At 73.3% G+C, this 13,242-nt stretch carries 12 protein-coding genes; 8 read left to right on the plus strand and 4 right to left on the minus strand.

The window, feature by feature from the left end; translation table 11 throughout:
- On the minus strand, positions 1-1,429 hold a 1,429-nt coding region (locus tag ACWDBB_RS30395; RefSeq protein ID WP_449792628.1), incomplete at its 3' end, for a type I polyketide synthase.
- 253 nt (positions 1,430-1,682) lie between these two features.
- Here ACWDBB_RS30395 and ACWDBB_RS30400 point away from each other — a divergent pair.
- On the plus strand, positions 1,683-2,603 hold the full coding sequence (locus ACWDBB_RS30400; RefSeq protein WP_449792629.1) for an ATP-grasp domain-containing protein: 921 nt from the start codon (positions 1,683-1,685) through the stop codon (positions 2,601-2,603).
- 137 nt (positions 2,604-2,740) lie between these two features.
- On the opposite strand, the gene ACWDBB_RS30405 is transcribed toward ACWDBB_RS30400, so the two are convergent.
- Positions 2,741-4,171: an NAD(P)/FAD-dependent oxidoreductase gene (locus ACWDBB_RS30405; RefSeq protein ID WP_449792630.1), complete on the minus strand. Its 1,431-nt coding sequence runs from the start codon at positions 4,169-4,171 to the stop codon at positions 2,741-2,743.
- Between the two features lie 482 nt (positions 4,172-4,653).
- Here ACWDBB_RS30405 and ACWDBB_RS30410 point away from each other — a divergent pair, with 482 nt between their 5' ends.
- Entirely contained in the window at positions 4,654-5,817 is a 1,164-nt protein-coding gene (locus tag ACWDBB_RS30410; RefSeq protein WP_449792631.1) for a magnesium and cobalt transport protein CorA, read from the plus strand.
- Between the two features lie 89 nt (positions 5,818-5,906).
- On the opposite strand, the gene ACWDBB_RS30415 is transcribed toward ACWDBB_RS30410, so the two are convergent.
- Complete coding sequence (locus tag ACWDBB_RS30415) at positions 5,907-6,263, minus strand: hypothetical protein (protein ID WP_449792632.1); 357 nt, start codon at positions 6,261-6,263, stop codon at positions 5,907-5,909.
- 109 nt (positions 6,264-6,372) lie between these two features.
- On the opposite strand from ACWDBB_RS30415, the gene ACWDBB_RS30420 reads away from it, so the two are divergent.
- The 4 genes from ACWDBB_RS30420 to ACWDBB_RS30435 all read left to right on the plus strand — a co-directional run bounded on the left by ACWDBB_RS30420 (position 6,373) and on the right by ACWDBB_RS30435 (position 9,244).
- Complete coding sequence (locus tag ACWDBB_RS30420) at positions 6,373-6,969, plus strand: helix-turn-helix domain-containing protein (protein WP_392877667.1); 597 nt, start codon at positions 6,373-6,375, stop codon at positions 6,967-6,969.
- Positions 6,970-7,031: 62 nt separating this feature from the next.
- A complete protein-coding gene (gene lepB, locus ACWDBB_RS30425) occupies positions 7,032-8,009 on the plus strand; it encodes a signal peptidase I (protein WP_449792633.1) in 978 nt (325 codons plus the stop codon).
- Between the two features lie 207 nt (positions 8,010-8,216).
- A complete protein-coding gene (locus ACWDBB_RS30430; RefSeq protein WP_449792634.1) occupies positions 8,217-8,489 on the plus strand; it encodes a hypothetical protein in 273 nt (90 codons plus the stop codon).
- A gap of 95 nt (positions 8,490-8,584) precedes the next feature.
- On the plus strand, positions 8,585-9,244 hold the full coding sequence (locus tag ACWDBB_RS30435) for a double zinc ribbon domain-containing protein (RefSeq protein WP_449792635.1): 660 nt from the start codon (positions 8,585-8,587) through the stop codon (positions 9,242-9,244).
- An 82-nt stretch (positions 9,245-9,326) separates the two neighbouring features.
- On the opposite strand, the gene ACWDBB_RS30440 is transcribed toward ACWDBB_RS30435, so the two are convergent.
- The gene (locus ACWDBB_RS30440; RefSeq protein WP_449792636.1) at positions 9,327-11,039 is read right to left on the minus strand and encodes an LCP family protein; all 1,713 of its coding nucleotides are present in this window, start codon (positions 11,037-11,039) and stop codon (positions 9,327-9,329) included.
- Between the two features lie 223 nt (positions 11,040-11,262).
- On the opposite strand from ACWDBB_RS30440, the gene ACWDBB_RS30445 reads away from it, so the two are divergent.
- A complete protein-coding gene (locus ACWDBB_RS30445; RefSeq protein ID WP_449792637.1) occupies positions 11,263-11,631 on the plus strand; it encodes a hypothetical protein in 369 nt (122 codons plus the stop codon).
- Between the two features lie 190 nt (positions 11,632-11,821).
- Positions 11,822-13,111 carry a trans-sulfuration enzyme family protein gene (locus ACWDBB_RS30450; RefSeq protein WP_449792638.1) on the plus strand — a complete coding sequence of 430 codons (1,290 nt, stop codon included), beginning with the start codon at positions 11,822-11,824 and terminating at the stop codon, positions 13,109-13,111.
- Positions 13,112-13,242 lie beyond the last annotated feature (131 nt).

A 13,242-nucleotide genomic window follows, 5' to 3' on the forward strand; every position in this document is an offset into this window, starting at 1 on the left:
CCTGGTCCCGTAGCGCGTTCTCGCCCTTCGCGGACAACACCCAGGACGTGGGGCCGGCCGTGTCCGGGACGGGCCGCGCCTCCTGCCCCGGAGCCTCCTCCAGAACGACGTGGCAGTTCGTCCCGCCCATGCCGAACGAGGAGACGCCCGCGATCAGCGGGCGGTCCGGGTGCGGCCAGGGGCCCAGCTCCGTCTGCACCCGGAGGTTGAGGTCGGCCAGCGGGATCCGGGGGTTGGGCGAGACGTAGTTGAGGCTCGGGGGGAGCAAGCGGTGGCTGATGCTGAGTGCCACCTTCAGCAGGCCCACGATGCCTGCGGCACCCTCCAGGTGACCGACGTTCGTCTTGGCCGAGCCCACGGCCAGGGGGAACTCCGCGTCGCGCTCGCCCCTGAGCGCCGCGCCGAGCGCCGCGGCCTCGACGGGGTCGCCCACCGGCGTGCCCGTGCCGTGGAGCTCGACGTACTGCAACTCCCCGGCGGAGACCCCGGCGTTCCGCCGCGCCAGGCGCAGCACCTCCTCCTGGGCGCTCGCGCTGGGAACCGTCAGACCGTCCGTGGAGCCGTCGTTGTTGACGGCGCTGCCGCGGATCACGCAGTACACCCGGTCGCCGTCGCGCAGCGCGTCCGCCAGGGGCTTGAGGACGACCAGACCGCCGCCCTCGCCCCGGGCGTAGCCGTTCGCGCGCGCGTCGAAGGTGTAGCAGCGGCCGTCCGGCGACAGGCCGCCGAACTTCGCGGCGCTCACCGTGCTCTCGGGAACGAGGATGAGGCTGACACCGCCCGCGAGCGCCACCGTGGACTCGCCACGCCGCAGGCTCTCGCACGCCATGTGCACGGCCACCAGGGACGAGGACTGGACGGTGTCCACGACGACGCTCGGCCCGTGCAGCCCGAGGGCGTATGAGACGCGGTTGGCGATGATGCCGCGCTGCAGCCCGGTGAGGGTGTGTCGGCCGATGGCCCCGGCCCCGCCGTTGCGCAGCAGAGAGGCGTAGTCGTCGCCGATCGCGCCGATGAAAACACCCGTGCGCGTGTCCCGGATCGCCGAGGGCACCACCCCGGCGTCCTCCAGCGCCTCCCAGCTCAGCTCCAGCATGAGCCGCTGCTGCGGGTCCATGGCCGCGGCCTCGCGTGGGGAGATCCCGAAGAACGCGGCATCGAACCGGTCCACGTGGTCGAGGTAGCCGCCACGGCGCGTGAGTGCCTTGCCCGGCGCGGCGGGGTCGGGGTCATACCACGCCTCGGCATCCCACCGGTCCCGCGGAGTCTCGCCGACCGCGTCCACCCCGTCACGGAGATTGCGCCAGAAGACCTCGGGGCGAGGTGCCTGGGGAAGTCGGCAGGAGAGTCCTACGACGGCAATGGGAACGTCCTGGCCGGCGGGTACGCCAGAGGCAGCGAGGACGGTCTGACTCACGATGGGCTCCATACTCCCATCCTGCGAACGGCTCTTACGCGGCCCTAACTAGTGCCTTACCGGGGCGTGCGGCGCGCCTCGTGCGGGGTCGTGCCTGATTCCCGATCCGACAGCGGGGCAGCGAGGCACACGGCGGACCCACATCCTGTGAGTCGGTGGTCAGAAGCCTGGATCGAACTGCCGAGGACGGTTTCGGCCACGCCGGGCGCGGATGGCGGGCTAGGCATTCTTGTCATGATTGCGTCGCACGCGCTTGCATGTCCGCATGGCCCGACGCGACCTCGTCCTCCTGACCGATCACAGTTCGACCGAAGGCAGCCGGAAGGTGCTCGCCGCCGCCGCGCGGACGCTGACCGGCCGGGAGCCCGTACACCTGGACGCCCGGCACTTCATGACCGGCGGCAGCGGCCTGGTCGAGGCCGACGACGAGGGCGGGTTCCGGCTGGAGGCGGGCGGTCGGAGGGTGTCCGCCGACACGGTGATCGTGTACGAGATCCCGCCGCACCGGCGGCGCGCGTTCGAGGACTGCCAGCGGCGGCTGCGTGGATTCGGCGCCCGGTCGCTCGGTGTCGACGCCGAGGCGTGGCGGGTGGCCACCGAGAAGGACCTCACCGTCGCCCGCTTCCTCCGGGACGGCGTGCCGCACATGCCCAGCATCGCGCTCTCCAAGCCGAGTCCGGAGGCCGTCGCCGAGGCCTTCGCGGAGCTCGGCGGCGACGTCTGGGCCCGGCCCTGTGTCGGCATGGGCGGGGACGACGTCTTCCACGTCACCACCCGTGCCCAGCTCGACGCCGCCGCGCGGCACTACGCGCGGGCGGGAGCGGACTGGCTGATCGCCCGCGATGCCCGCAACGTCCTCCCGGACGGGAGCCGCCACCAGTACCGGGTGGTGGTGCTGCACGGGCGGGTGGTCCGGGTGGTCGAGCACGTTCAGGCGGACCCGGACGCGCCCTGCAACGAGAGCCGGGGCGCCGTCTCCACCCTGCTCGACTACGGCGACCTGCCCGACGGGCTGGCGGAGGCGGCCGTCGCGGCGGCCGCCTCCCTGGGCCTGGACCTCGCCGGGGTGGACCTCGCCGCCGAGAGCGGCGGCGTGGTCTTCGAGGTCAACGTCCACCCCGCGTTCGGCCGACGCGGCCTGGAACAGGTGGCGCTGCCGTACGTCGCGGCGCACCTCGGGGAGTAGCACCCGCGTGCCCGAGGCGCCGGGCTGAGGCTCTCGGGCCCACGGCTCGTGATCTGCTCGGGCCCACGGTCCGCGGCCCCATCGGGTCACTGCCCCCCGGGTCAATGCCTCCTCGGGTTCAATGCCGCCTCGCCTGCTCAGGCCCGCAGGATCGCCGCGAGCACGGGCGGCCGGAACAGCAGTGACGGCGGCGCCACCAGCGACATCACCTCGTGGAACGCCGAAGTGACGGACGGGTCCCGGGTGCTGGCGGCCAGGACCTTGTCGAAGAACCGGTGCTGGAGCCCGACCAGGCTGCCGGAGGGCGCGCCGGTGGTGGCGCGGAAGCGGGCGTCCTCGGCGCAGGAGATCATCCACGGGATCTTGGACGCCGCGGCGACGGCGTGCCGCGCGGCCCGGGCGGTGGCGCGCCCGATCCCGCCGTGCCGCTTCGCGGTGCGGCGCAGCTCCCGGGCGCAGAACAGGGCGACGGTGACGCCCTGCCCGTACACCGGGTTGAAGGTGCTCGCGGCGTCGCCGACCACCACCAGCCCGTCCGGGGAGCTGCGCTCGTAGTGCCGGCGCACGCCCGGCCCGGGGTGGAAGCCGCGTATCCCGCCTGCCGGTTCGGCGTCCCGCAGCAGCTCGTGCAGGAGCGGGTCGCGCAGCAGGCCCAGGTGCTCGGTGAACCCCTCCTCGCCGGGCCCCGGTTCGGCGCCGCGCATCCCGGCGAGGCTGACGATCCAGCGGTCGCCCTCGACCGGCAGCAGCACGCCCATGCGCGGCTCGTCCGGCGCCTTGGTCTGGAGGTAGGCCGCCCGGCCCGGCCCGAGCTCGGACCCGGTGGGGCGGTGGAAGATCCGGGAGGCGTACGCGACGCCCGCGTCCACCCGCTCCTCGGGTACCGGCGGGCAGCCCAGCTCGGCGAGCCACTTCGGCACCGAGGTCGAACGGCCCGCCGCGTCCACCACCAACTCGGCGGGGATCTCCCGGATTTCTCCGCGTTCGGAGCTGCGCGCCGAGCCGTTCTCCGAGTCGCGCGCCGAGCCGTTCCCCGAGTCGTGCGCGGAGCCGTCCCCGGACCGCTCCGAGTCGTGCGCCGACCCGCGCGAGCGGACCTTCACCCCGGTCACCACGCCCGCCGAGCCGAGCAGCCCGACCACGTCCGTCCCCTCCAGGACCTCGATCGCGGGGTGGGCGCGGATCCGGTCCAGCACCAGCTTGTCCAGCAGCGGCCGGGTGCAGGAGAGGAAGCTCACCTGTGCCGGGTACTCGGCCAGCCACCCCGCGGCGCACAGCCACTGGACGTCCGAGGCGGCCACCCGCTGGGCTCCCGCGGCCGTCAGCTCCTGCCGGATGCCGGGCATCATCTCCTCCAGCAGCCGGTGCCCGGCCTCCAGCACCAGGTGGGCGTGTCGGCCCTGCGGCACCCCGGCCCGGAACTCCGCCCCTGCCGGGTACCGGTCCCGCTCCACCACGACGATCCGCTCGGCGAACCCGCGCAGCGCCCACGCGGCCGCCAGTCCCGCGAGCCCGCCGCCCATCACCACTGCCGTTCCCCGCCCCGGGGCCCTCTCCGAAGAAGTCATGGCACGTAGCGTAGTGGCGCCGTCTCCTCCCCGTGATCACTTCGCTCCGGACGAACGCGCTTGCCCGCCAGGGCCGTTGAGGCAGCGTGAGGAACGAGTCCGGACGATCCGTGGTGCGCGGGCGTGAGCGGTGGGCGTGGTGGGAGCAGTCCGCGGCAGGGCCCCGGTCGGAGCCCGGGGCGTGCGGGTACTAGACTCGGCGGGGTTGTGCTGGCACCCCTCCCGGTGCGCAGGCGCGCGGAGGCGAGGAGGTGAGAGCCGTGGAGTGCAGTAGTACGGGTCGAAGTCGGCCCCGCCCCCGGTTGTCCCGCACCACTCGCGGCCCCCGGCACACCTCCTCCCGTACGGCTCCCGCGCGGCGCTGACCTCGTCCTCCCGACGAGGCGCCGCCGGTCGCGCCGTGCGCGTGGCGGCCGGCCGGGCGCCTCCGGTCCGCCGTGTTCCCGTACGGCGGCCGGGCATCCACCGTGGAGGTTCCCGCCATGTCCGACTGGCGTGTGCGCGCCGTGCGCGCGAGCAAGCGTCCGTTCTCCCGTTCCGTCGTCCGGTCCACGGACACCCAGCCGGCGCCCGAGCACTCGATGGACCCGCGCCCCGACCAGCCCGTCGAACCGGTGACGCTGGAACGTTCCGTCGTGGACGCGGCGGTCTATCGGGACGGCCGCCGGACGGAGGCGCCCGCCGACCTCGCCGACATCTACCGCGAGCTGCCCGGCCGGCCCGGCACCATGGCCTGGATCGGCCTGTTCCGCCCCGCCGAGGCGCAGCTGCTGGAGGCCGCCGACCGGTTCAACCTGCACGAGCTGGCCGTCGAGGACGCCATCGTCGCCCACCAGCGGCCGAAGCTGGAGCGCTACGGCGACACCCTGTTCGTGGTGCTGCGCGCCGCCCGCTACCTGGACGAGGCGGAGGAGGTCGACTTCGGCGAGATCCACCTCTTCGTCGGCCCCGACTTCGTGCTCACCGTCCGCCACTCCCAGGCCCCGGACCTCTCGGCGGTGCGCCGCCGCCTGGAGGAGGACCCGGAGCTGCTGGCACTCGGCCCGGAGGCGGTGCTGTACGCGGTGCTGGACGCCGTGGTGGACGGCTACGCGCCGGTGATCGCCGGCCTCCAGCACGACATCGACGAGATCGAGACCGAGGTGTTCGGCGGCGACCCGCAGGTCTCCCGCCGCATCTACGAGCTGTCCCGCGAGGTGATCGAGTTCCAGCGGGCCACCCGTCCGCTGCTGGAGATCATGAAGAGCCTGGAGGCGGGCTTCGGCAAGTACGGCACCGACGACGACCTCCAGCGCTACCTGCGCGACGTGGCCGACCACGCCACCTACGCCGCCGAGCGGGTGGACGGCTTCCGGCAGATGCTCCAGAACATCCTGACCGTCAACGCGACGCTGGTCTCGCAGCGGCAGAACGAGGAGATGAAGCAGCTCGCCGAGGCGGGGCACGCGCAGAACGACGAGATCAAGAAGATCTCCTCCTGGGCGGCCATCCTCTTCGCGCCGACCTTGATCGGAACGGTCTACGGGATGAACTTCGAGACGATGCCGGAGCTCAAGTGGGTCTTCGGCTACCCGTTCGCGATCGGGCTGATGGCGCTGGTGTGCACCGGGTTGTACCTGGTGTTCAAGAAGCGGGACTGGCTGTAGGTCCGAGGGGAGCGAGGCCGGAGCCTTCCGCCGGCTCCTCGGCACGGCCTGGCGGCCGGCTCCTCGGCACGCCCTGACCTCCGAACGCCCTAGCCGGGCAGCAGCCGCTCGTACTCGGCCGCCGGGTCCGTCTGGCGCCGGTACTCGAGGTGAAGCCGGACGGCGCCGTCCGCTCCGGCCAGGTGCTCGAGCGGGCCCCGGCCGGCCGGGAGCGGGCGGGACTGCGGCCACTGCTGGGCGAGGACGGCGAGCGCGCTGCCGTCCGCGCCGCGCACCACCCAGGTGGCTCGGCCGCCGCCGATCAGCGGGAGCCGGGGACTGGGGAGTCCGAGGGCGGCGAGTGCCGCGGGGGCGTCCAGGCCGTCGGGGAGCGTGACGGCCTCGGCGTGCGGGGCGTCGGCGTCGTCGCCGGCCGAGACGCTGTCCCGGGTGAGGAGGATGCGCATGACGGGAGGATAGGCGGGACCGGCGGGGGTGACCCGCAGGGGTGGCGGCCGAGACCTCACCCGTGTGCCGGATTGACAACCGGCCTTGCTGTGCTGGCAAATGGCAGGCATGGCCGACGAAGAGCTCGAGAACGTCCTCACCACGGTGGGCCCGCGGCTGCGGGCGCTGCGCCGGGAGCGCGGCACCACCCTCGCCAAACTGGCGGCCACCACCGGCATCTCGCTCAGCACGCTGTCCCGGCTGGAGTCAGGGCAGCGCAAGCCGACGCTGGAGCTGCTGCTGCCGCTGGCCCGGGAGTACCGGGTGCCGCTGGACGAACTGGTCGGCGCCCCGGCCACCGGGGACCCGAGGATCCACCCGCGCCCGGTGACCAGGAACGGCCAGACCATCGTCCCACTCACCCGTCACCTGGGCGGGCTGCACGCCTACAAGCACATCGTGCCACCGGGCAGGAACGCCGGGCCCGAGCTGGAGCTGAAGGTCCACGAGGGGTACGAGTGGCTGTACGTGCTGTCCGGACGGCTGCGGCTGGTGCTCGGCACCCACGACCTGGTGCTGACGGCCGGTGAGGCCGCCGAGTTCGACACGCGCACCCCGCACGCCTTCGGCAACGCGGGCCCGCAGCCGGTGGAGTTCCTCAGCCTGTTCGGTCCGCAGGGCGAGCGCATCCACGTCAGGGCGCGCCCGGGAACCTCTGTTCGGTAGGTTCGTTCCTGACAGGGGGTCTTCCTACCGGCTCCCGCCAGGCCGCGGGAGGGGCCGAGGAAATGAGTGTGCAGCGGAGCGCGGAGTCCGGTGAGAGCGGCGGCGGAGCCGGGGAACGCGAGGAGGCCCGGGACGGCCGGGCGCGGGCGGGTACGGGCACCACGGTGGCGGAGGGCGCGGACGTGGACGCCGGCGGGGCGGGGAAGGTGCCCGGGACGCCCGACGGGGAGGTCGAGGAGAAGGCCGAACGCCCCCGGAAGAAGCGGCCGTTCTGGCAGGAGCTGCCGATCCTGCTGGTGATCGCGCTGCTGCTCTCGCTCGGCATCAAGACCTTCTTCGTCCAGGCCTTCTCCATCCCCTCCGGGTCGATGGAACAGACCCTCGCGATCGGCGACCGGGTCCTGGTCGACAAGTTCACCCCGTGGTTCGGCGCCAAGCCCGAGCGCGGCGAGGTGGTGGTGTTCCGCGATCCGGGCGGCTGGCTGGAGGGCGCGCCGACCACCTCCGGCGACTCCGTGACGGGCACCGTCCAGAAGGTGCTGAGCACCGTCGGCCTGATGCCCTCGGCGGACGAGAAGGACCTGATCAAGCGGGTGATCGCGGTCGGCGGGGACACCGTCGACTGCGAGGCCGGCGCGCCGCTGAAGGTCAACGGCGTCGCGCTGGACGAGCCGTACCTGTTCCCCGGCTCGACGCCCTGCGACGACGATCCGGTCGGCACCGTCACCGTGCCCAAGGGCAAGCTGTGGGTGATGGGCGACCACCGCAACAACTCGCGCGACTCCCGCTGGCACCACAACCAGACCGGCGACGGCTTCGTGCCGGTGGACAACGTGGTCGGCCGGGCCTTCGTGGTCGCCTGGCCGCTGTCCGACTGGTCGACCCTGCCGGTCCCGGACACCTTCGACAAGGTGCCGGCCGGGGCGGCGGGCGCGGCCGGTGCGCCGTTCGAGGAGCCGCCGGCGCCGGAGGTCGCCGCGCTGGCCGGGATCGTGCCGCTCGCCCTGTGGCGACGGCGGTCCTCGCGCAAGGAGCGCTGAGGCCGGCCCACCCCGGCCCGGCCCACCCCGGCCCAGGCCCACCGCACCCCGGCGCTCAGCCGACGGGCCACGGGTCGATCGTCTTCGACGGAACTCCTCCCGCCGATCTCTACACGCCTGTAGAGTTCAGGAGGTGAGCTGCACCCCCGGCCGCCGGCCGCCCCGAGCGGGCGTCCGGCCGCCGGGGCCGGGTCGGGAGGCGGAGCCGTGATGGAGAGTCAGTGCAGTCCCGAGGGTGCCGAGAGCGCCGGGGGCCCGGCGGAAGCGGAGCCCGAGGACCGGGACGTCCGGTGGGTCTACCAGCCGGTCGAGGTGGACCTCGGGGACGGCGCCTGGGCGCTCGGCCGGATCAGCGCGTGGTGGCAGGACGCGGCCGGGCAGCGCTGGTGCCGGCTGCGGATCGGCCGCAGCGGACAGCCTGCGCTCTGGCAGCGCTTCGACCCGGTGCGGGTGCTGCTGCTGCCGGTCTCCGGGCTCTGAGCAGGCGGGACGCCAGTTCCTGGCGGAACCGTTCGGTGAGCCCATATCGTCCCTGGGAGCGACCGCTGACAGGCCACTGAGCGACCGGGGACGACGTGACTTCGGAGATCTACTTCAGCAACAACTACCGCGACCTGTGCGAGCAGCACGGCACCGGCGCGGGCTTCCAGTTCGAGTTCTACTGCTACCGCTGCTCGGACACCTGGCGCTCGACGTTCGAGCCGTTCCGGACCGGTCAGGTGGCCGGCTGGATAGGCAAGGGCGTCAGTGCGGCCTGGAACCTCATCGGCGGCAACGCCAACACCATCAGCAACGCCGCCGACGGGCTGGCCGGCCAGACCTGGGGCACCTCGCGGGACGCCGCCTTCCAGCGGTCCATCGCCAACGCCCAGTCCCACTTCAACCGTTGTGCCCGGTGCACCCACTACGTCTGCGGGCGCTGCTTCAACCCGGCCCAGGGCCTGTGCCACAACTGCGCCCCGGACACCGCCGCCGAGGCGGTGGCGGCGCAGCACCGCGGCCTCAACGACACGGTCAGCGAGCGGGCGTACCAGTCCGGGCAGCAGTCCGGGGCCGGGTTCGACGTGAACGCGCCGCGCCAGCTGGTCTGCCCGCAGTGCCACACCGAGACCCACGGCACACCGTTCTGTCCGGGCTGCGGCTTCCGGCTGGCACAGCCCGTCCAGTGTGCGAGCTGCAACCAGAACGTCCCGGACGGCGCCGCGTTCTGCCCGTCCTGCGGGACGAGGCGCTGACACCCCCTCGGATGGAACCACGGCCCCTCGGACGAGCCGCGGCTGGGCGCCCCACCGCGGTTCGTCCGAGGCGCGGCCGGGCTCAGCCGTACGAGAGGTTGGCGCAGGGGTCGTCGTCGGCCGAGCGGGCGGCGCCGCTGACGCTGGTGGGCAGCGGGGCCGGGGCGGTGGTCGTGCCGCCGGGGGCCGGCGCGGTGGTGCTCGCCGGGTTGGCGGCGGCGAAGTCGTGGCCGAGGACGACGCTGACGCCCCGGCCGCCGGGCTGCACGGTGGCGCCGGGGAAGAGCTTGGCGACCGCCTCGGCCGCGGTGCGCTCGCCGGTGCCGTACTCGACGACGGTGGTGCTGCGCGGCTTGCCGACCGCGTTGCCGACGCCGGTGACGGTGTAGCCGGCGCCCTTGACGGTCTCCGCGGCCCGGCCGCCGAGCCCGGTCTCACCGGTGCCGTTGAGCACGGACACCTTCACCTCGGCCGCCTTGGCGTCCGAGGCGGGGGTCGGGGCGGAAGCCGGGGCCGGCGCGGCGGGGGCGGTGGTGACGGCGGCGGCAGGGCCCGGGTCGGCCGGGGCGCTCGCGTCCTGCCCGTCGATGGTGCGGTCGGCCTTGAGCGCGGCCCACAGCTGGTCCACGTCGGGGTGTACGAGGGCGACCCGCGGGCCCTCGTAACGCCAGGGCACGGTCAGGAACTTGATGTCGTGCAGGTCGACGTCCTTGAGCTCCATGGCGAAGGAGAGCAGCTTCGCGGCCGAGCCGAGGCCGGGGTCGACGGTCAGCGACCTGGTGGCCGCGTCGGCGAGCGGTAGCAGCGTGGTCGGGTCCATGCCGCGGGACTTGACCTCCTTGATGAGGGAGGAGAGGAACGCCTGCTGGCGCTTGGTGCGGCCGATGTCGGAGCCGTCGCCGATGCCGTGCCGCACCCGGACGTAGTCCAGCGCGGCCTGTCCCTCGACCTTCTGCTTGCCCTTGGGGAAGATCAGCTTGCCCTTGTGGCCCAGGTTGGGGTTGAGGTCCCCCTCGTGGATGTCGGTCGGCAGGCAGACCTCGACGCCGCCGACCGCCTTGGTCATCGACGCGAAGCCGTTGAAGTCCACCACGACGGTGTGGTCGACGCGCAGGTTGGTCAGCTTCTCGACGGCGTTCTGGGTGCAGGCCGGGTTGCCCTGATCGCTGTCGCCGACCGAGAAGGCGCTGTTGAACATCACGTTGGTCTGCTCCTTGGTCCACTTGCCGTTGGGGAGCTTGCACGGCGGGACGGTGACCAGGGAGTCGCGGGGGATGGAGATGCCGACGGCGTGCTTGTGGTCGGCGTAGACGTGCAGCAGGATCGCGGTGTCCGAGCGGGCGCCGCCGTCCCCGCCGCCGCCCAGGTCGCTGTTGCCGTTGCCGCGGCTGTCCGAGCCGATCAGCAGCACGTTGACCGGGGTGCGGCCCTGGGCGTCCGGGGCCGCGGCCTCCGGGCGGTCCTTGCTGAGGGCGTCGCCGTCGAAGGTGTTGATGTTGCTGTTCAGCCGGTAGTAGAGGGCGCCGCCGCCGAGGACGGCGAGGGCGGTGCAGCCGGCGGTCGCCCAGAGCACCTTCTCCTTGGTGCTGCGCTTGGGCTTCTTCCGGGCGCGGCCCGCCGCTCGGCCGTCCGGTATGTTCGCGCCGTCCGGTATGTTCGCGCCGTCCGGGTTCCGGCCGCCCGTCGGGTCGCCTCCCCGGCCGTTCCGCTGGTCGTCCCTCCGGGCGGCCGCCCGGCGCCCGGCTGCCCGGTGCGGCGAATTCTCGGCTTCGGGGGAACCCTTGCGGCCAGACACGTCGTCATCCTCCACAGTTGCCACGCAAGCCCCCGTCGAAGCGGCGGGTTCGCGTGGCCCGGGGCCGGAGCCGATCCGGGCGCCGCCCGTCGCTAAACTTTTACACCGCTGTAGAACTTCAGTGGAGCATACTAGGCGCGGATGGGAAAACCAGCTGGTCAGACCATGAGAAATTGGTCAGACCAGGTGATACGCGCTGCTCCGGACTCTCAAGAGGAGCACGATGACTGATCGGATCGCACGTTCGGTAGCCGGCGCCCTGGTGGCCCTGCTGGCCGCCGTCGGCCTCACCGCCGCGGCATCGGGTGCGGCGGCCGTGGCCGCGCCCCGCACCGTCGCGGCCGCCGCCGCGAACCCGGGGGCCAGCGTGGGGGCCGCTGCCGCTGCCACCGGTTCGGAAGTCCGTACCGAGGCGCGCGCCGCCTCCGCCGATGTTGCGCACCTGGCCAAGGACGAGAAGAAGAAAAAGGGCTTCTTCGCCAAGCTGGGCAAGTTCCTGCTGGTCGTGGTCATCCTGATCATCCTGTTCGTGGTGCTGCTCATCGTCGGGATCGTCTACGCCGTCAAGCGGATCTTCAGCCGCCGCAAGTAGCCGCCGAGGGCCGTCCACAAGCGAGGGTCATCCGCAGCCGTGGGCCGTCCGCAGCCGAGGACCGTCCGTGGCCGTGACCCGGGCGTCGCCGCCGCCTCCGGGCGGTGGAGCCGGAACGACCGCCCGGGGCGGGCCACTTGGCGGTGATTGGCCCTGGCCCGGGTGCCGGGACCGCCGGAGGATGACCGCCATGAGCGACTTCCACTCCCACAAGGCCCCCGGCTCCCACGACGTTTCCGATGTTTCCGACATCTCCGACGTCTCCGAGGCGTACGAGGCACCCCGCGCGTACGAAGCCCCCGACGAGCTGCGCCCCGAGAGCCGGGTCGTCCACCCGCCGCTCGCCGAGGCCGCCGGCAGCCGTCCGCTCGGCGTCCCGCTGCACCAGGGCCACCTGTTCGCCTTCGACACCGGCGACGCGCTCGCCGAGGCCCACGGAGGACCGGACGGCGCCTTCTTCTACAACCGCTTCGGCAACCCCACCGTCCGCTCGCTGGAGCAGGCCGTCGCCGGACTGGAGGGCGGCACCGGCGCCCTCGCCACCGCCTCCGGCATGGGCGCGATCACCACCGTTCTGCTCGCCCTGCTGCGCGCCGGAGACCACGTGGTCGCCCAGCGCAACCTGTACGGCGGCACCATCGGCGCGCTGACCGACCTCACCGAGCGCTGGGGTGTCGAGGTCAGCTACGTGAGCGGCGACGACCCCGCCGGGGTGGCGGCCGCGGTGCGGCCCCGCACCCGGGTGCTGCTCCTGGAGACCGTCTCCAATCCCACCACCAGGGTCACCGACCTGCCCGGGCTGATCGCCGTCGCCGGGCGGGCCGGGGTGGTGAGCGTGGTGGACAACACCTTCGCGACGCCGCTGCTGTGCCGGCCGGTCGAGCACGGCGCGGACATCGTGATCCACTCCGTGACCAAGTACCTCGGCGGGCACTCCGACGTCCTCGGCGGGGTCGCCGTCTTCGCCGACCCGGAGCTGCACCGGCGGGTCTGGCGGCGCTCGCTCGAACTCGGCGCCAGCGCCGACCCGTTCGCCGCCTGGCTGACCCTGCGCGGCATGCAGACCCTCGCCCTGCGGGTCCGCCGCCACTGCGAGACCGCGCTCGACCTGGCCGGCCGGCTCGCCGCCCACCCCGCCGTCACCGCCGTCCACTACCCGGGCCTGCCCACCCACCCCGACCACGAACTCGCCCGCCGCCTGCTGCCCGACGGCCACGGCGGCGTCCTGGCCTTCGACCTGGCCGGCGGCCGCGAAGCTGCCGCGACGTTCACCGAGTCCGTCCGGCTCGCCTCGCTGGCCCCCTCCCTGGGCGACGTGCACACCCTGGTGCTGCACCCGGCCAGCACCTCCCACCGGCAGTTGTCGGACCCGGAGTTGGCGGCGGCGGGCATCGGTCCCGGAACCGTGCGGGTGTCGGTGGGCATCGAGCACCCGGAGGACATCTGGGCGGACGTGCGGCGGGCGCTGGCGAAGGTGTGAGCCCAGGAGGCCGTCGGGGTGGGGGTCCGCCCTGAACAGTCTCGGTCGGTTCAAGCTCGGTCGGCACAAGGACGGTCGGCGCAAGGAAGGTCGGAGCGAGGACGGTCGGAGCGAGGACGGGCGAGCGGCCC

It is taken from the genome of Kitasatospora sp. NPDC001095 (assembly GCF_053598615.1).

What these genes read in the sequence shown, in the direction of transcription:
- ACWDBB_RS30445 (WP_449792637.1), top strand. Translation starts at nt 11,263, where the DNA reads ATGACTGATCGGATCGCACGTTCGGTAGCCGGCGCCCTGGTGGCCCTG.
- lepB (WP_449792633.1), top strand. Translation starts at nt 7,032, where the DNA reads ATGAGTGTGCAGCGGAGCGCGGAGTCCGGTGAGAGCGGCGGCGGAGCC.
- ACWDBB_RS30405 (WP_449792630.1), bottom strand. Translation starts at nt 4,171, where the DNA reads ATGACTTCTTCGGAGAGGGCCCCGGGGCGGGGAACGGCAGTGGTGATG.
- ACWDBB_RS30415 (WP_449792632.1), bottom strand. Translation starts at nt 6,263, where the DNA reads ATGCGCATCCTCCTCACCCGGGACAGCGTCTCGGCCGGCGACGACGCC.
- ACWDBB_RS30400 (WP_449792629.1), top strand. Translation starts at nt 1,683, where the DNA reads ATGGCCCGACGCGACCTCGTCCTCCTGACCGATCACAGTTCGACCGAA.
- ACWDBB_RS30420 (WP_392877667.1), top strand. Translation starts at nt 6,373, where the DNA reads ATGGCCGACGAAGAGCTCGAGAACGTCCTCACCACGGTGGGCCCGCGG.
- ACWDBB_RS30450 (WP_449792638.1), top strand. Translation starts at nt 11,822, where the DNA reads ATGAGCGACTTCCACTCCCACAAGGCCCCCGGCTCCCACGACGTTTCC.
- ACWDBB_RS30410 (WP_449792631.1), top strand. Translation starts at nt 4,654, where the DNA reads ATGTCCGACTGGCGTGTGCGCGCCGTGCGCGCGAGCAAGCGTCCGTTC.